Below are 15,615 nucleotides of genomic sequence, written 5' to 3' on the forward strand. Positions count from 1 at the left end.
GTGGCGCGAGCTTGGCCAGCGATTGCCCAGCCCAACATCCACGCTCCCGAGTCGACGCTGGAGTCACGCATCAGCGGCCACCATCTGCCCAGGCCCGCAAGGCGTCGAGGCTGCTCGCCGACACCAAAGTACCATGGACGACGCTCGGAGCTGTGGCGCATAAACGTCGAGGAAGATCGTCGTGCAACACGAGTGGAACCGTATCTTCGACGCGCTCCCTGTCCCTGCGTGGACGGCTTTTGCCGACGGACGCGCGGACTTCGTCAATGCATCTTGGTGCGAGTACACGGGACTGGGTTTCGATGAGGCCTTGGGCCAGGGCTGGCAAATGGCGATACATCCTGACGATCTTTCGGCGCTGCTTGCGGGCTGGCATGCCATGGCGGCTGCCGGCGCCCAGGGGGAGCTCGAAGTGCGAATGCGCCAATGCGACGGAGACTATCGCTGGTTCCTGCTGCGGATGGGTCCGCTGACGGACGCATCCGGCCGGGTGGAAAAATGGTGCGGCATCACCACCGACATCGACCAACGCAAACGGCTTGAACAAGCCGTGCCCAAAGCCTTGCCGGATTTGCGCGCTGCGCTGGACAGCATGCCGGTGCCGGCCGCCGTCACGACGCGCACGGGCAAACTGCTGCGCATCAACCAGGCCACGCGCGATTACTTCGGCAAGACGTTCTCGCAATTGAAAAGCCTCAAGCCGTCCGATGTCGTGCACCCGGACGATCTGCCCTACATCCTTGGCGCGCAGTCCAAGGCCTATGAGAGCGGCTCCACTTACAACGTGCAGAGTCGCCACCGCCGCTCAGACGGCGTCTACCGCTGGTTCAACGTGATCGGCATGCCCTGGCGAGATGGCGACGGCGAGATTGCCTGCTGGTTGCATCTGCTGATCGATATCGACGACCAGCGGCGGCCGGAGGAAGCCCTGCGCACCGCCGAGCGCAATCTGCACGCCACCATCCACACCATACCTGCGCTGGTGTGGTCGGCGCGCACCGATGGTTCGGCGGAGTTCTTCAACCAGCACTATCTCGACTATGTCGGACTCAATGCCGAGCAGGCGCTCGGCTGGGGCTGGATGGTGGCCGTCCACCCGGACGACGTGGACAACCTCACGGTCTCCTGGCGGCTCATCCTGGCCTCGCACGAGCCCGGCGAGATCGAAACCCGCCTGCGCCGCTGCGACGGCGAGTACCGCTGGTTTCTGTTCCGCGTCAATCCTCTGCGCAACGAGTACGGCGGCATCATCCGCTGGTATGGCATCAGCATCGATATCGACGACCGCAAGCGCGCCGATGAAAAGCTGCGCCGCAGCGAGGCATTTCTCGCCGATGGCCAGCGCATCAGCCTTACCGGCAGCTTTTCCTGGTGCCTGGACAGCGACGAGATCGTCTTCTCCGAAGAGCTGTATCGCATCTTTGGATTCGCCCAGGGCAGCACCGTCACGCTGGAGCGGATTACCGATCGCGTGCATCCCGATGACATGCCGCTGCTGACCGACAAGCGGATCGATGCGCGCACGGCAGGCAACGACCACGACTACGAAATACGCCTGCTGATGCCCAACGGTTCGATCAAGCACGTACACATCGTTTCCCACAGCACGCGAGGCCGCTACGGACGCGAGTACCTCGGCGCCGTGCAAGACGTCACCCAGCGACGCACTTCGGAAGAAACCCTGGGCGCGTTGCGCGCCGAGCTGGCGAGCATGACCAAGATCAACAGCCTCGGTGTGCTCACCGCATCGATCGCGCACGAGGTCAACCAGCCCCTGTCAGGCGTGATCACCAATGCAAGCACCTGCCTGCGCCAGCTGGCTGCCGATCCGCCATGCATCGAGGGAGCCATCGACACCGCCAAGCGCACCATTCGCGACGGCCATCGCGCGGCCGATGTGATGACCCGCGTGCGCGCCCTCTTCAGCAACAAGGCAACCGTGCCCGAGTGGGTGAACTTGAACGACGCCACCCGTGAAGTCATCGCGCTTTCGCAGAGCACGCTCAAGAGCAGCCGCGTGATGTTGAAAGCCGAGCTGCTCGATGACATGCCGCTGGTGATGGGCGATCGCGTGCAACTCCAGCAGGTGATCCTCAACTTGCTGATGAATGCGGCTGAAGCCATGCGCGAGGTGGACGATCGTCCCAGGCAGGTGGTGATCCGCACCGAACGCGACACCGGCGACCGTGTACGCCTGACGGTACGCGATTCGGGCGTGGGCTTCGGGCCCAAGGGCGTGAGCAAACTGTTCGATACGTTCTATACGACCAAGGACGGCGGCATGGGGATAGGACTATCGATCAGCCAGTCCATCATCGAGCGCCATCAGGGACGGCTATGGGCCGCGCCCAACGACGGACCGGGCGTGAGCTTCTGGTTTTCCATTCCGCGCGCCAGCCAGGATGAGCCGGCGACGCAAACAGCAACCACCGGCACGACGCGCAACACGAGGCAGCTGTGACCGCTGCAGGTCCCCTGGTTACGGTGGTGGACGACGACGAGTCCGTGCGCGAGTCCTTGCCCGACCTGTTGATGGAGTTTGGTTACTCGGTGCGGGCCTTTCCGTCGGCGGAAGCTTTCCTCAGTTCGGACTGTGTCGGCGCGGCACGCTGCCTGATTCTGGACATGGCCATGCCAGGCATGTCGGGACTCGAACTGCAACAAGTGTTGGCGCAAAGCGGGCGGGATATTCCCATCGTCTTCATCACCGCCAGCAGGGATGAAAGCGTGCGCACGCTGGCACTCAAGCGCGGCGCGGTCGACTGCCTGTTCAAGCCATTCAGCGAGTCGCTGCTGCTGGCCGCACTCCATACCGCCTTTCACTGAAGCGGGTGGCAAGCGCATCCACCTCGACGCTCTGTTCGTAGCGCCGCGGCCCTGCGGTGAAAGGTGCGCGGCACTGGCCGCGCACCCATGGCGCTTACGGAGCCTTCGGGCTCTTCATCTGCTCGACCACGCTCAGCGACTTGCTCACGTGATCCTTGGGATGCAGGTGATCGGATTCCGAGGAAAGCACGGCAGCGATCTTGCCGTCGCGTCCGATCACGAAGGTGGTGCGTTCGATGAAGCCATGGTCGATGGCCACGCCGCGCACGTCGACGGCCTTGGGATCGGCAGCAGACACCTTCAGGCCATAGGACTGGGCGATCTTGCCGTCCGGATCGGAGGCCACCGCAAACTTGCCGGCGCAGTAGTTGGGATCGGACGAGAAGGTGTTGAGGCGCTGGATGCTGTCCTCCGACACGCCGATCACGGTGGCGCCGGCGGCCTTGAACTTCTCCGTCTCCTGCGCAAACTCATGCGCCTCGATATCGCAACCGCCGGTATAAGCCGAGGGGAAGAAATAGACCACCACCGGCCCCGACTTGAGTGCGTCGGCCAGTGAGAACGAGATGGTCTTGCCTGCCTTGCTGGCCGGAGCGTTGAAGCTGGGCGCGGCATCGCCCTGGCCGGCGGCCGCGAACGCTGACGTCGCCAGGGTCAGGGCGGTGATGGCGAGCGAACGGACAAGAAAGTGTTTCATTGCTTGGAGCCCTTGTGATGGAGAGGGAAGCCTGGCCGGGTAACGCGCAAGCGTCCGCGGTAAGTACCCGTTGAGCGCGGGAAGGTTGCCATCTTGCTCCAAAGCGGGGCAATCCGCTCGTTTCCCGGCGCGAGATGAACGAGCTTTCATCTCGGCCGCGGGCCGCCTCAGCTTCCGTCCTGCACCCGCTTCAGGCGGGCAGCTCCAGCGCCACCGCCGTGGCCTCGCCGCCGCCGATGCACAGCGACGCCACGCCTCGCTGCAACTTCGCCCGCCGCAGCGCGTGCACCAGGGTCACCAGCAGGCGCGCGCCGGTGGCGCCAATGGGATGGCCCAGTGCGCAGGCGCCGCCGTGCACATTGATCTTGTCGCGCGGGATGCCAAGCTCCTTGGCCGCAATCATCGGCACCACCGCAAACGCTTCGTTGATTTCGAACAGATCAACGCTGTCGATGGACCAGTCCAGCGTTGCCAGCAACTTGCGGATCGCCGGTACCGGCGCAGTGGTGTACCACGCAGGCTCGTGCGAATGGGTGGCGTGGCCTTTGACGATGGCCAGCACCGGCCAACCCTGCTGTTCTGCGATCGAACGCCGCGTCATCAGCAGGGCAGCCGCGCCATCGGCGTTGGCCGAGGCACTGGCGGCCGTGATGCTGCCGTTATCGCGGAAGGCGGGCTTCAAGGCGGAAATCTTTTCGACGGAGACGCGCTGCGGGTGCTCGTCATCCTTGAACACGCTGGTACCCGTGCGGTCATGCAGCTCGATCGGCGCGATTTCATCGGCGAAGGCTTGCTCGCGTGCCGCCGCCTGCGCGCGCTGCAGGGTCTCGATGGCCCACGCATCCTGGGCGGCGCGATCAAAGCCGTAGCGCTCGGCGGCCATCTCGCCGAAGTCGCCCATCGGGCGGCCTTGTTCATAGGCGTCTTCCAGGCCATCGAGCATCATGTGATCGAAGATCTGATCGTGGCCGACGCGATAGCCGCCCCTCGCCTTGGACAGCAGGTAAGGCGCGTTCGTCATCGACTCCATGCCACCAGCCATGACCACCCGTGCCGAGCCCGCGGCGAGCAGGTCATGCGCCAGCATGGCCGCCTTCATGCCCGAGCCGCAGACCTTGTTGATGGTGGTGGCGCCTACTTCACGCGGCAGTCCGGCGCCCCAGGCCGCCTGACGCGCCGGCGCTTGCCGCTGCCCGGCCGGAAGCACGCAACCCATCAGCACTTCGTCAACCATGTCCGGGGCAACGCCGGCGCGGGCGATGGCGGCGCGCATGGCGATGCTGCCCAGCGCATGACCGGCCAGACCGGATAGCGCACCCTGGAAACGCCCCAGCGGCGTACGGGCGGCGGCGACGATAACGACGGGGTCGGAGGTGAGCATGATGATTTCCGCGGCGAAGTTTGGGGTGGCGTGGATTTTTATATGATACACATCATATTTAAGTTAAGAAGAGAGCAGCCGGCCGCTGTGCCCACGCATGCGGCACGATCCTGAAGACCCATCCGACGAGCGACCCGACATGACACGACTGCAGCTCGCGCCCTGAACAAACAAACGCCCCGCCGGGAACCTGCTCCCGGCGGGGCGTCGTCATCGATCAGGCGGCGAGATCGAACCGGTCGAGGTTCATCACCTTGACCCAGGCCGCCACGAAGTCGCGCAGGAATTTCTCCTTGCCGTCTTGCGCCGCATAGACTTCCGACAAGGCACGCAGCTGGGCATGCGCGCCGAAAATCAGATCCACGCGACTGCCCGTCCACTTCACCTTGCCGCTCTTGCGATCGCGTCCCTCGAACACATCGTGCGAGGTCGACGTCCATTCCACGCCCATGTCGAGCAGGTTGCGGAAGTAGTCGTTGGTGAGTGTTTCGGGCTTGTCGGTGAGCACGCCATGGGCATCCTTGCCGGTGTGGACATTGAGCACGCGCAGACCACCGATCAGCGCGGTCATCTCCGGCGCGGTCAACGTCAGCAGCTGGGCCTTGTCGATCAGCAGCTGCTCGGCCGGGATGCTGTACTTGCCCTTGAGGAAGTTGCGGAATCCATCGGCCACCGGTTCGAGCATGGCTACCGATTCCACTTCGGTCTGTTCCTGCGAGGCGTCCATGCGGCCCGGCGAGAACGGCACATTGAGCGGATGGCCCGCATTTTTCGCGGCCTGCTCGATGCCGGCGCTGCCGGCGAGCACGATCAGATCGGCCAGCGAAATCTTCTTGCCACCGGACTGGCCCTTGTTGAAGTCGTCCCGGATGCCTTCCAGCACCTTGAGCACCTTCGCCAGTTCGTCGGGCTGATTGACCGGCCAGTCTTTCTGCGGCGCCAGGCGAATACGTGCGCCATTGGCGCCGCCACGCTTATCCGAACCGCGGAAGGTGGATGCCGACGCCCACGCCGTTTGCACCAGCTGCGCGACCGATAGTCCGGACGATTGCAGCTTCTGCTTGAGCGAGGCGATGTCCTGCTCATCCACCAGCGGATGATCGACGGCGGGGATCGGATCCTGCCAGATCAGCTCTTCCTTGGGCACTTCCGGCCCGAGATAGCGGGCGCGCGGCCCCATGTCGCGATGGGTGAGCTTGAACCAGGCCCGGGCAAAGGCATCGGCGAACTGATCCGGATTTTCCATGAAGCGCCGCGAGATTTTCTCGTACACCGGATCCACGCGCAGCGCGATGTCGGTGGTGAGCATCGATGGCGCGATGCGTTTGTCCTTGTCGTGCGCGTGCGGCACGGTGCCCGCACCGCCACCGTTCTTGGGCTGCCACTGATTGGCGCCGGCCGGGCTCTTGGTGAGCTCCCATTCGAAGCCGAACAGATTCCAGAAGAAGTTGTTGCTCCAGCGCGTGGGCGTGCTGGTCCAGGTGACTTCCAGGCCGCTGGTGATGGTGTCGGCACCCTTACCGCTGCCAAACGTGCTGACCCAACCCAGTCCCATGTGCTCGAGATCCGCACCTTCGGGCTCCGGACCGACATGATCGGCGGGACCGGCGCCGTGCGTCTTGCCGAAGGTGTGACCGCCCGCGATCAGCGCCACGGTCTCTTCGTCGTTCATCGCCATGCGGCCGAAGGTATCGCGGATATCGTGACTGGCCGCGGCCGGATCGGGATTGCCGTCCGGGCCTTCCGGATTCACGTAGATCAGGCCCATCTGCACGGCGCCCAGCGGGTTTTCGAGATTGCGTCCGCCATCGGTGCGGCTGGTCTCGCTGCCATGCAGTTCCGGCTCGGCCACCAGCACGCCTTCTTTCTCGTCACCGGGCTTGCCTTTGCCATAGCGGATATCGCCGCCCAGCCAGGTCTTCTCGTTGCCCCAGTAGACGTCCTGATCGGGTTCCCACGTGTCCTCGCGCCCGCCACCGAATCCGAAGGTCTTGAAGCCCATCGACTCCAGTGCGACGTTGCCGGCAAGAATCATCAGATCGGCCCAGGAAATGCTCTGGCCATACTTCTGCTTGATCGGCCACAGCAGGCGACGTGCCTTGTCCAGGCTCACGTTGTCGGGCCAGCTGTTGAGCGGCGCAAAACGTTGCTGCCCGCGACCGCCACCACCACGGCCATCGCCGATGCGGTAGGTGCCGGCGCTATGCCAGGCCATGCGGATGAACAGCGGACCGTAGTGGCCGAAATCGGCCGGCCACCAATCCTGCGAATCGGTCATCAGTGCGGTCAGATCCCTCTTCACCGCGGGCAGGTCGAGCTTCTTGAAGGCTTCGGCGTAGTTGAAGCCTTGATCGAGCGGATTGGATTTGCTCGAGTGCTGTGCGAGCAGATCCACTCGCAATTGCTTGGGCCACCAGTCCCGGTTCGTCGTACCGCCGCCGGCGGCATGGATGAAGGGGCACTTTGCTTCGGTTGACATGCGCTCTCTCCTTGGGAGGATGAACCCACTACACGTTCTTTCGATGCGTCAGGCGTCTATGCCCCTGTCGTGGCGGGAAACCGAAAGCGGTCACCCAAGGTGCATGAGCCTGGTCCGGTGGGCCGCCTGGACGCGCGTCGGGCGGGTTCTGGCGCGCGTCGACGGTGCCCGCAGTTGTCGGAGCTTACGCCGACCGGAGCGAAAGTTCCGTATTCGGCCCGTAGCCATCCAGCGAGCCGAGGGAACCGGCCAATCCGCAGCAAACCGCGGCCATCGCCAACGCGCCACGGTGGACGGATGCCAGCGCCCGGTGGCCGTCATGCGCCTGCCACATGGGGCGGGCATGGTCGCGCCGTATCGGCAAAGAGAGTGTTGCCATGGCCTATAAACATGCAGCCACTGCGCCGTTGCGGGCCTGGGACGGTGCCCTCCCGCTGCTGATGTCGCTGGCTGTCTTGCTGATGATCGCATCCGAGCTGTTGCGGTACGGACTGCACGCGCACCACGTCAACGACCTGGCCGATCACATCGCCCAGCTGCTGATGTTCGGGCAGATTCCCATCATGTTCTGGTTCACCGCCCCCGGACGTCGTCGCGTCCGGCAGATCCTGCCTGCGCTGGCGCTGCAGCTCGCGCTCTGGGCCATCACGTTTGCGCTGGCGGTTACGCTGACCTGAGCAGGTATCGCGCTGCGGTGATGGTGAGGCCGATCACCGCAGCGCGATCAGGCCGTCTTAGGCTTTCTTCTTGGCAGTGGTCTTGCGCACCGCGCGCTTCACGGCCTTTTTCGGCGTCTTTTTGGCGGCTTTGGCGCGCTTGGGTTGCGCAGCGGAGCTGGCAGCGCCGTCAATCAGCAGATCCGCTTCGGTCACGCCGCGACGCTTGAGCGCCTTCACGAACCAGAGCGGCTGGCGGCCACGTCCCGACCACGTCACGGATGGATCAGACGGGTCGCGATACTTCGGCGCTACCGAGCCGGTCTTGCCCTTTTTGCCCGCGACCTTCTTGCCGCGCGCGGGATAGACGTCGTCCAGGTTCAGGCCTGCATGACTCAACAGGGCATCGATCTTTTCCTTGATGGCCCGCACGTGGGCCACCCGTGCCTCCTGCATATGGGCACTCGCGTTCGCAATGAGAGCCTGCAGTTCTTTGGGCGTAAGGTTCTTCAGATCAATAGCCATCGATATACCTGCGTAGTGGGTTCGAGCTCAGTCTAAGCCATTGCAAGCCTGATGACTCCATCGACCTGTCTGATTCGTCGACGATGTGATGCTTGTCGGCACGTTGACAAAATCTCCACGCGATTCGTCGCTGACTCTGCATCATGGACATCGCCAATCCGCCCGTCACCGTCGATGACGAAGCCCGTCTGCTCCACGTGTGGACACGGCAATGAATCACCGCGAACTTCGCGTGGGCGGCATCATCCTGGCGGCCGACAGCGCCAGTCGCCTTGATGCGCTCAGGCAGGTCATCGCCATCGATGGCGAGCCTACGGTGCGACGCGTCGCGCGGGATGCACTGGCTGCACGCCTGCAGCCCGTGGTGGTCGTGGTCGGTGCGCAAGGGGACGGCGTCATCGCCTGCCTCAACAATCTGGATATCGTCCCTGTCGAAAACCAGGCCTCGTCGGAGGGTGCCGGCGGCTCGCTGGCCGAGGGCGTGAAAGCGCTGTTGGCCAGCGCAGAACCGTTGCGCGCATTGATGGTGCTCCTGGCCAACCAGGCATCGATCCGTGTCGGCCATATGGAAAAAATGCTGGCCGCGCACGCCGCGGCACCCGACCGCATCCTGGCCTGCGGTCGGCAGCGCGTGCTGCGCTTGCCCTGCATTTTCCCGATCGCCTATGCCGAGGAACTCGCCACGCTGCAGGCGGCTGCCGGTGCAGAATCCTTGCTGCAGAAATACGCCGCGCAGGTCGACGCCTTCGACCTGCCCGAAGCCTTCCTCGATACCGACAACCCCGACGAAGAGGGCGCGTGGCCAAGTCGGCGAGCGAAACCACCCACGGACGACGGGGCTTTTTGAGCGCCGCACGGGGCACTCGAATTCAGGCTGATCGCCCCCATCTCCAGACCTTTCCCAAGCTCTTTGCCCTGCCCGCCCGTGACGCAATTTTCGCTGTTTTCCCAAGGCCCGCTGGTGCTGCTGGACGACCCCAGCGGACGGATCGTCTATGAAGAAAACGTCATCCCCGCCGAGCAGGCGGCGCAGTGGCACGCGCTGCTGCTGGACAGCCCGATCTGGCGGCAACAGCGCCGCGTGATGTACGAACGCGAGCTCGATGTGCCGCGCCTGACTGCACATTTTGCAGCCGACGATGCGGATCTGCCCGAGCCCCTGGGCAAAGCGCTCGAGCAGGTGCGCGCCATCACCGGCGAGCAGTTCAACAGCATCGGCCTCAATCTCTATCGCGACGAGCACGACAGCGTGGCCATGCACAACGACCGCCTCGGCGATCTGCACGAAGGTCACCCGATTGCGCTGATCTCACTGGGAGAGACGCGCCGCATGCACATCCGCAACAAGAAACATGTGCCGGCGCGGCGCCTGGACCTGGATCTGGCGGCCGGCAGCCTCTTGCTGATGAGCTGGGAAACCCAGCTTCACTACGATCACGGCATTCCCAAGCAGCCCCATCCGCTAGGCCCGCGCATCAGCCTCGCGTTCAGGACCCGCAAGCGCGACTGATTCTCGGGCCTGAACGCACAACGCAACACTCACGCTAGCGCGACGCCTTCTTGAAGAGCCAGGCGACAGCCTCGGGATACGTCCCGCAAAGGCCATCGCCATGAGCAAACACAAGAAAGAGCAGGACCCGCATCATCAACCGCCGGGCACCTCAGGCTATCCCGAACCGCAACCCACGCCATCGAAGGGCAAGAACATGCCCGACGAGCACACCCCGCATGAGCCGCAAAACAACCCACGGCAAAAGCCCAAGTCCTCGTAAGCAGATAGATCAGGCCGCCAGGCTTTTAATCACCGCATCGACAAAGGCAGGAATATCCGCGGGCTTCCGGCTGGTGATGAGCTGACCGTCCGTCACCACGTCGCGGTCCACCCAGGTGGCGCCGGCATTTTCGAGATCCTGGCGCAGGGACGGCCATGAGGTGACCTGGTGGCCTTTGACCAGGCCCGCATTGATCAAAGTCCACGGGCCGTGGCAAATAGCGGCGATCGGCTTGCCCGCGCTGCCGAAGGCCTTGACGAATTCGACCGCCTGCGGAAGCTGGCGCAGGTTGTCCGGATTCATCACGCCGCCGGGCAACACCAGCGCATCGAAACCCTCGGCCTTGGCCTCGTCGAGCGATGCATCGACACGGACATCGTCACCCCAGTCCTTCTTGTTCCAGCCGGTGATCTGCTGCTTGCCTTCCGGGGCAATCACCGTCACCTGTGCACCCGCTTCTTCCAGCAAGCGCTTGGGCTCCATCAGCTCCGACTGTTCGAAACCGTCGGTGGCAAGCATCGCCACTTTGCGACCTTTGATTCTGGCTTGTGTCATGACGCTACCTCTCCTGACTGGTGGGTGCCGATCCTGCAAAACACGCCATACGGGTCGCGTCGGTTCTGCGTGGTCGCTGCGTGACGAGGTCGGGTTCGGCTCAGTCTTGCGTCATGTCCGAGATTCAAGCGGTTCGTCGCGACGTGCGCTTGCGGGCAGGTGCTTTCTTGGCGGTCTTCTTGGCCGTGGCGCGTTTGCGCGGAGTGCTGGTCTCCTTGGCCTTGCTGCGCGTGGCCGCCTTCTTTGCCGGCGTGCGTTTCTTGCTCGCCAGGCTCTTTTGCAGCAGCGACATGAAATCCACCACATTGGTGCTGGCGTCTTCCGGCGCCGACGGCTCGTCATCGATCGGCGTCACAACGCCCTTGGACTTCATGCGCTTCTCGATCACCTTGTGCAGGCGGTCGCGGAATTCGTCGCGGAAGTCGCCCGGCTCCCACTTGCCGGACATGGAATCGACCAGTTGTTCGGCCATCTGCAATTCCTTGGCGGTGATGCGGTAGCTGGCTGTTTTCCCCGACGGCAGCGCGTAATCGTCCACATCTACCAGCTCCTGCGGATAGCGCAGCAGCACCAGCAGCAGGCTGTCATCCTTGGGAATCACCGCGGAGAGATAGCCACGCGTACGTATCACCACGCGTGCGATGCCGATCTTGCCGGTGCGTCGCAGCGTTTCGCGCAGCAGCACATAACCCTTTTCGGCCTTCTTGCCGGGCACCAGCACATAGGGCTTCTCGAAGTATTCGGGGCCCACGGCCGCGGCATCGACAAAGGCCTCCACCTCCACCGCCTCGCGCCCTTCCGGCGAGGCGGATTTGATGTCTTCGGGCCGCAGCACCACGTAGCTGCCCTTCTTGTACTCGTACGCCTTGACGATGTCCTTCCACGGCACTTCCTCGCCGGTGTCGGCGTTGACGCGCTCGTAGCGGATGGGCGTATTGCTGCGGCTGTCGAGCATGCGGAAATGCAGGTCGACGCGGCGCTCCGCCGGCATCACGGATACCGGCACGTTCAACAGACCGAACGACAGCGTTCCGTTCCAGATGGGGCGGGCCATGGCAGGGCTCCTCGAAAGACGAACCCTGAGCAAAAGCCCTCCCGCGTGAGCCCGCGGTGAGCCACGCGTGAAATCCCGCCCAGCAACGCCTGGCTCCCGCTAGGCGTGCTCGCTGGTGCCGTCCTTGATCGCCGCCAGCATCTCGCGCGCCAGGTCCACCATGGTGAACGGCTTGCTGATCAAGCGCACGCCGGGGTCGAGGACACCATTGTGAACGATCGCGTTACGCGTATAGCCGGTCATGTAGACCACGATCAGTTCGGGGTAGCGCTCCTTGGCCTTGCTGGCCAATTGACGGCCATTGGTGCCGGGCATCACCACATCGGTCAGCAGTACGCGGACGTCGGGGTGTTCGTCCAGGGCCATCAAGGCGGCATCCGCGCCGCCGGCTTCGATCGCGATATAGCCGATCTCGCGCAGCGCATTGACCACGAACAGGCGCACATCCTGATCGTCCTCGACCACCAGCACTTTGTGCTGAGAGAGCAAGGCCTCCTCACGATGGGGCGCAACCGTCTCGTCCAGCGCCTCGGAGAAGTCGCGCGGCAGATAGATCTTCACCGTCGTACCGACGCCGATCTCGCTGTAGATCTTGATGTGCCCGTGCGATTGCTTGACGAAGCCGTGCACCTGGCTCAGCCCCAGGCCGGTGCCCTTGCCCAGCTCCTTGGTGCTGAAGAACGGGTCGAAGGCTTTCTGCATCACCTCCGCGCTCATGCCGGCACCGGTGTCGGTCACCGCCACCATCACGTACTGGCCCGAGGTGACTTCGAGATGCTGCTTGGCGTAGGTGCGATCGAGCACGGTGTTGGCCGTCTCGATGGTGAGCTTGCCCGAGCCATTCATGGCGTCGCGGCTGTTCACCGCGAGATTGACGATAGCGCTTTCCAGTTGCGCGCGATCGACAAAGGCTGGCCACAGGCCGCCGGCCTGCACCGTCTCGATCTGGATGTTTTCGCCCAGCGACCGGCGCAATAGCGCGGACATGTCGCGAATGCACAGATTGATGTCGGTGGGCTTGGGTTGCAGCGCCTGCTGGCGCGAGAACGCCAGCAGTTGCTTGGTCAGCTCCCCCGCCATCATCGCGCCGTTGAGCGCGTTGTTGGCGGGCCCCTGCAGGCGAGCGTCCTCCGTGGGCAGCCGCCGTATCAGCAACTCGAGATTGCCGATGATGATGGCCAGCATATTGTTGAAATCGTGGGCGACGCCACCGGTGAGCTGGCCGATCGCTTCCATCTTCTGCGCCTGGCGCAGCTGTGCCTCGACTTCTTCGCGCTGCTGGATTTCCTGCTCCAGCGCCAGCACGGAGCGTCGCAACGCATGAGAGTGCTGCCGGCCCTCGCGTATCACCATATAGGCCAGCGCGCAGGCCAGCCCTATCGCCAGCACGATGGCGACCATCAGCAGCAGGCGCTGCGTATCCATGGCCGAGGTGCGCTTGCTCAGTACGTCCTGCTCACCCCGGTCCATGCCGGTGACGACGCTGCGTATCTGCACCATCAGCTGGCGGCCGGCGTCGGTCTTGACCAGCGCAGCGGATTCATCGAGCTGGCCGTTGCCGCGCAGTTGCACGGTGCGGCCCAGCTCATCCATCTTCGCGGCGATCAGATCGAACAGCTGATTCTGCTGGGCCGCGCGCTCGGGGCTGAGCGCCACCATGCGGCGCAGCTGATCCTCGCGTTCGGGCAGTTGCGCCTTGGCCTCGAGGAAGGGCTGGAGATAGGAGCGATCGCCGGTCAGCAGATAACCGCGCTGCCCCGTCTCGGCATCCTGCACGAGACTGAAAAGCTCCCAGGTGCTCTGCTGCAGCTCCAGCGAATGCTCCACCCACCGTTCGGCGCGAAAACTCGACGCCACGGCAAACACGATCAATACGCAGGCCACGCCCAATAGCGCGAACCCGCCAACGATGCCTCGCCTCATGCGCGAGCGCATGGCTACCGATTCCATCGAACCCCCTTGAACACATCGCCGACACCGGCCAACGCGAGGACGGCGTGCTGCCAGCGAACTGGAAACATCACCGTTTCATAACGTTGATCCCGCGATTTTCCCCATACGCCCGATGCTGTCAATCGGGTCTTTATGGTGTGTAGAGCGCGCAATTCCATTCACACGATTTCTTGATACGGTCATCACCTTCTCAGCCGCTACCATGCCTTCACGCGCCGTAGGGGCGCCAGGCTGGGGGAAAGCGAATGCGCATGATGGCCACGCGGGAACGCAGTGTCACCTCGCTCGGGGAACGGGCGGCGTTTGACGAGGCGATGGCCATTTACCTCAGGAAAGTTGCCGATTGCCGGCGCAGGCGCCTGGGGGCGGATCTGCTGCTGGTGTTGGCCTGCATGCTGCTTGCCGGAAGTGGACTGGTATCGCCCGCGCTGCGCCTGGCGGTGTTACCGTTGGCGTTTGGCGTGGCGTGGACGGGCGTTCACCTTGGCGAGCGAGCCTCGCGCGCGCGGGCTCGCCTACGCTGGTGAGCTGGACGGAGGGTTTGGACACCCTGTTGGCCGAGCGCGTGAGCGCACCGAATGATCTCTCTGTCACCGAACGCGGTGACTGCAGGCAAGCCATGAATGCATCGCCGTCGAGCTTCAGCAGCGCCATCCCAGGCTGGATCGGCGAAGCGTTCGGCCGGCCCTCGGCGACCGAAGCGATGCAGTGGCTGCTCGCCACCATCGGGCAACAGGTTGGCGCCGACGTGTGCCTGGTATTGCGCCTCAACGGCGCGGGCACGCATGGCTCGCTCGCATCGTCGTATGGCCCTAGTGCTCAAGCCCTGTCGCGCGATCTGTATCCGCTGGGTGGCAGCACGATCGAACACCTATTCAGCGCGCCCACGCCGGTTGCGCTCGAACGCAGCATGTTCAGCCGCGACCCCTGGCTGGCGAAGCTGGGTATTGCCGGCGGCGCTGCGGTGGCTTTGCAGCAAGGCCCCATGAAATTCGGTTCGCTGGGTGTCTATTTCACCCACGACGACGTCGATGTCAGCGATACCATCGCGTTGCTGGCCGAGATCCGCATGCTGATGTGGCCACTGCTGTGCTGGCAGATCCTGGGTACGGAGAATGGAACGTCCACCGCCGCGATGGGCGCCGTCCACCGTGCCAACAATATCCTCAGCAATATCGTGCTGCTGACGGATCTGGCCCTGGATACGCCCTGCGGGCGCGATGATGAGCATCTGCGCGCTTTGCTCCTGCGCATGGCCAGCGAAGGCGTGCGCTGTGCCGATGTGCTCAGGGAAATCAGTCCGGGCTGAAGAGTAGCGGCGCCCTGCCGAGCGCCGCTCTCCCTGTTAGAGCGTAAGTACGTGCAAATTAATGGTGCTTATCGAGGTCGCGCTGGCGATCGTGCTCTTTGCCGACTTCCTTCTGGATCTTGCCGGCATTCTTTTCGATATTGCCTGCGACTTCCTTGGCGGGATTGTTGGTGATCTTGCCGACGCCTTCTTTGATAGCGCCCTTTACTTCATGCTTGGTGCCTTCAACGCGATTCTTATCCATAACATCCTCCAGAGCCGCCTAATTGCGACAGGACGTTTTTAGGAATTGGGTGGTGCCCGCCCTGTGAAAATAGAAGAAAACACGGCGTTCTTCTGAATGCGTCTTCAGCTGCGCTCGCCACTTGTTAGCTGCACGGCAAGGACAGATGCGCAGCACGTGCGCAT

General features: G+C 63.7%; 16 protein-coding genes. 8 read left to right on the forward strand and 8 right to left on the reverse strand.

Going from position 1 to position 15,615, the window contains the following annotated elements:
- Positions 1-181: 181 nt before the first annotated feature.
- Positions 182-2,461: a PAS domain S-box protein gene (locus AC1DE1_RS04985; protein WP_477175562.1), complete on the forward strand. Its 2,280-nt coding sequence runs from the start codon at positions 182-184 to the stop codon at positions 2,459-2,461.
- Positions 2,458-2,826, forward strand: coding sequence for a response regulator transcription factor (locus tag AC1DE1_RS04990; RefSeq protein WP_441602216.1), 369 nt, complete (start codon positions 2,458-2,460; stop codon positions 2,824-2,826). Before AC1DE1_RS04985 ends, AC1DE1_RS04990 begins: the two co-directional genes overlap by 4 nt.
- Positions 2,827-2,920: 94 nt before the next feature.
- Here AC1DE1_RS04990 and AC1DE1_RS04995 read toward each other — a convergent pair whose 3' ends face one another.
- From AC1DE1_RS04995 to katG, 3 genes are all read right to left on the reverse strand, one after another.
- On the reverse strand, positions 2,921-3,523 hold the full coding sequence (locus AC1DE1_RS04995; protein WP_477175563.1) for a peroxiredoxin: 603 nt from the start codon (positions 3,521-3,523) through the stop codon (positions 2,921-2,923).
- Between the two features lie 190 nt (positions 3,524-3,713).
- A complete protein-coding gene (locus AC1DE1_RS05000; protein WP_477175564.1) occupies positions 3,714-4,904 on the reverse strand; it encodes an acetyl-CoA C-acyltransferase in 1,191 nt (396 codons plus the stop codon).
- 217 nt (positions 4,905-5,121) lie between these two features.
- Entirely contained in the window at positions 5,122-7,383 is a 2,262-nt protein-coding gene (gene katG / locus AC1DE1_RS05005; protein ID WP_477175565.1) for a catalase/peroxidase HPI, read from the reverse strand.
- A gap of 377 nt (positions 7,384-7,760) precedes the next feature.
- On the opposite strand from katG, the gene AC1DE1_RS05010 reads away from it, so the two are divergent.
- Entirely contained in the window at positions 7,761-8,060 is a 300-nt protein-coding gene (locus tag AC1DE1_RS05010; protein ID WP_477175566.1) for a hypothetical protein, read from the forward strand.
- Between the two features lie 57 nt (positions 8,061-8,117).
- On the opposite strand, the gene AC1DE1_RS05015 is transcribed toward AC1DE1_RS05010, so the two are convergent.
- A complete protein-coding gene (locus tag AC1DE1_RS05015; RefSeq protein ID WP_441602221.1) occupies positions 8,118-8,564 on the reverse strand; it encodes an H-NS histone family protein in 447 nt (148 codons plus the stop codon).
- A 211-nt stretch (positions 8,565-8,775) separates the two neighbouring features.
- Here AC1DE1_RS05015 and AC1DE1_RS05020 point away from each other — a divergent pair, with 211 nt between their 5' ends.
- From AC1DE1_RS05020 to AC1DE1_RS05030, 3 genes are all read left to right on the forward strand, one after another.
- Positions 8,776-9,411: a nucleotidyltransferase family protein gene (locus AC1DE1_RS05020; protein WP_477175567.1), complete on the forward strand. Its 636-nt coding sequence runs from the start codon at positions 8,776-8,778 to the stop codon at positions 9,409-9,411.
- Between the two features lie 78 nt (positions 9,412-9,489).
- Positions 9,490-10,074 (forward strand): alpha-ketoglutarate-dependent dioxygenase AlkB, encoded by a 585-nt coding sequence (locus AC1DE1_RS05025; RefSeq protein WP_477175568.1) that lies wholly within the window; start codon positions 9,490-9,492, stop codon positions 10,072-10,074.
- 100 nt (positions 10,075-10,174) lie between these two features.
- Positions 10,175-10,336 carry a hypothetical protein gene (locus AC1DE1_RS05030; RefSeq protein WP_477175569.1) on the forward strand — a complete coding sequence of 54 codons (162 nt, stop codon included), beginning with the start codon at positions 10,175-10,177 and terminating at the stop codon, positions 10,334-10,336.
- A 9-nt stretch (positions 10,337-10,345) separates the two neighbouring features.
- Here AC1DE1_RS05030 and AC1DE1_RS05035 read toward each other — a convergent pair whose 3' ends face one another.
- The 3 genes from AC1DE1_RS05035 to AC1DE1_RS05045 form a co-directional block, all read right to left on the reverse strand.
- Positions 10,346-10,891, reverse strand: coding sequence for a type 1 glutamine amidotransferase domain-containing protein (locus tag AC1DE1_RS05035; protein ID WP_477175570.1), 546 nt, complete (start codon positions 10,889-10,891; stop codon positions 10,346-10,348).
- Positions 10,892-11,015: 124 nt separating this feature from the next.
- A complete protein-coding gene (ku, locus tag AC1DE1_RS05040; RefSeq protein ID WP_477175571.1) occupies positions 11,016-11,945 on the reverse strand; it encodes a non-homologous end joining protein Ku in 930 nt (309 codons plus the stop codon).
- Positions 11,946-12,044: 99 nt separating this feature from the next.
- On the reverse strand, positions 12,045-13,895 hold the full coding sequence (locus tag AC1DE1_RS05045; RefSeq protein ID WP_477178934.1) for a CHASE3 domain-containing protein: 1,851 nt from the start codon (positions 13,893-13,895) through the stop codon (positions 12,045-12,047).
- A 248-nt stretch (positions 13,896-14,143) separates the two neighbouring features.
- On the opposite strand from AC1DE1_RS05045, the gene AC1DE1_RS05050 reads away from it, so the two are divergent.
- Positions 14,144-14,425 carry a hypothetical protein gene (locus AC1DE1_RS05050; RefSeq protein ID WP_441602228.1) on the forward strand — a complete coding sequence of 94 codons (282 nt, stop codon included), beginning with the start codon at positions 14,144-14,146 and terminating at the stop codon, positions 14,423-14,425.
- A 92-nt stretch (positions 14,426-14,517) separates the two neighbouring features.
- Entirely contained in the window at positions 14,518-15,207 is a 690-nt protein-coding gene (locus tag AC1DE1_RS05055; protein ID WP_477175573.1) for a hypothetical protein, read from the forward strand.
- A gap of 58 nt (positions 15,208-15,265) precedes the next feature.
- Here AC1DE1_RS05055 and AC1DE1_RS05060 read toward each other — a convergent pair whose 3' ends face one another.
- A complete protein-coding gene (locus AC1DE1_RS05060; protein ID WP_441602230.1) occupies positions 15,266-15,451 on the reverse strand; it encodes a CsbD family protein in 186 nt (61 codons plus the stop codon).
- Positions 15,452-15,615: the final 164 nt, after the last annotated feature.

The organism is Dyella sp. 05T440 (assembly GCF_056395965.1).

Bases quoted from the DNA above. Each gene is read 5' to 3' on its own strand.
- AC1DE1_RS04995 (WP_477175563.1), bottom strand. From the start codon at position 3,523: ATGAAACACTTTCTTGTCCGTTCGCTCGCCATCACCGCCCTGACCCTG.
- AC1DE1_RS05000 (WP_477175564.1), bottom strand. From the start codon at position 4,904: ATGCTCACCTCCGACCCCGTCGTTATCGTCGCCGCCGCCCGTACGCCG.
- katG (WP_477175565.1), bottom strand. From the start codon at position 7,383: ATGTCAACCGAAGCAAAGTGCCCCTTCATCCATGCCGCCGGCGGCGGT.
- AC1DE1_RS05010 (WP_477175566.1), top strand. From the start codon at position 7,761: ATGGCCTATAAACATGCAGCCACTGCGCCGTTGCGGGCCTGGGACGGT.
- AC1DE1_RS05015 (WP_441602221.1), bottom strand. From the start codon at position 8,564: ATGGCTATTGATCTGAAGAACCTTACGCCCAAAGAACTGCAGGCTCTC.
- AC1DE1_RS05020 (WP_477175567.1), top strand. From the start codon at position 8,776: ATGAATCACCGCGAACTTCGCGTGGGCGGCATCATCCTGGCGGCCGAC.
- AC1DE1_RS05030 (WP_477175569.1), top strand. From the start codon at position 10,175: ATGAGCAAACACAAGAAAGAGCAGGACCCGCATCATCAACCGCCGGGC.
- AC1DE1_RS05035 (WP_477175570.1), bottom strand. From the start codon at position 10,891: ATGACACAAGCCAGAATCAAAGGTCGCAAAGTGGCGATGCTTGCCACC.
- ku (WP_477175571.1), bottom strand. From the start codon at position 11,945: ATGGCCCGCCCCATCTGGAACGGAACGCTGTCGTTCGGTCTGTTGAAC.
- AC1DE1_RS05045 (WP_477178934.1), bottom strand. From the start codon at position 13,895: ATGGAATCGGTAGCCATGCGCTCGCGCATGAGGCGAGGCATCGTTGGC.
- AC1DE1_RS05050 (WP_441602228.1), top strand. From the start codon at position 14,144: ATGCGCATGATGGCCACGCGGGAACGCAGTGTCACCTCGCTCGGGGAA.
- AC1DE1_RS05055 (WP_477175573.1), top strand. From the start codon at position 14,518: ATGAATGCATCGCCGTCGAGCTTCAGCAGCGCCATCCCAGGCTGGATC.
- AC1DE1_RS05060 (WP_441602230.1), bottom strand. From the start codon at position 15,451: ATGGATAAGAATCGCGTTGAAGGCACCAAGCATGAAGTAAAGGGCGCT.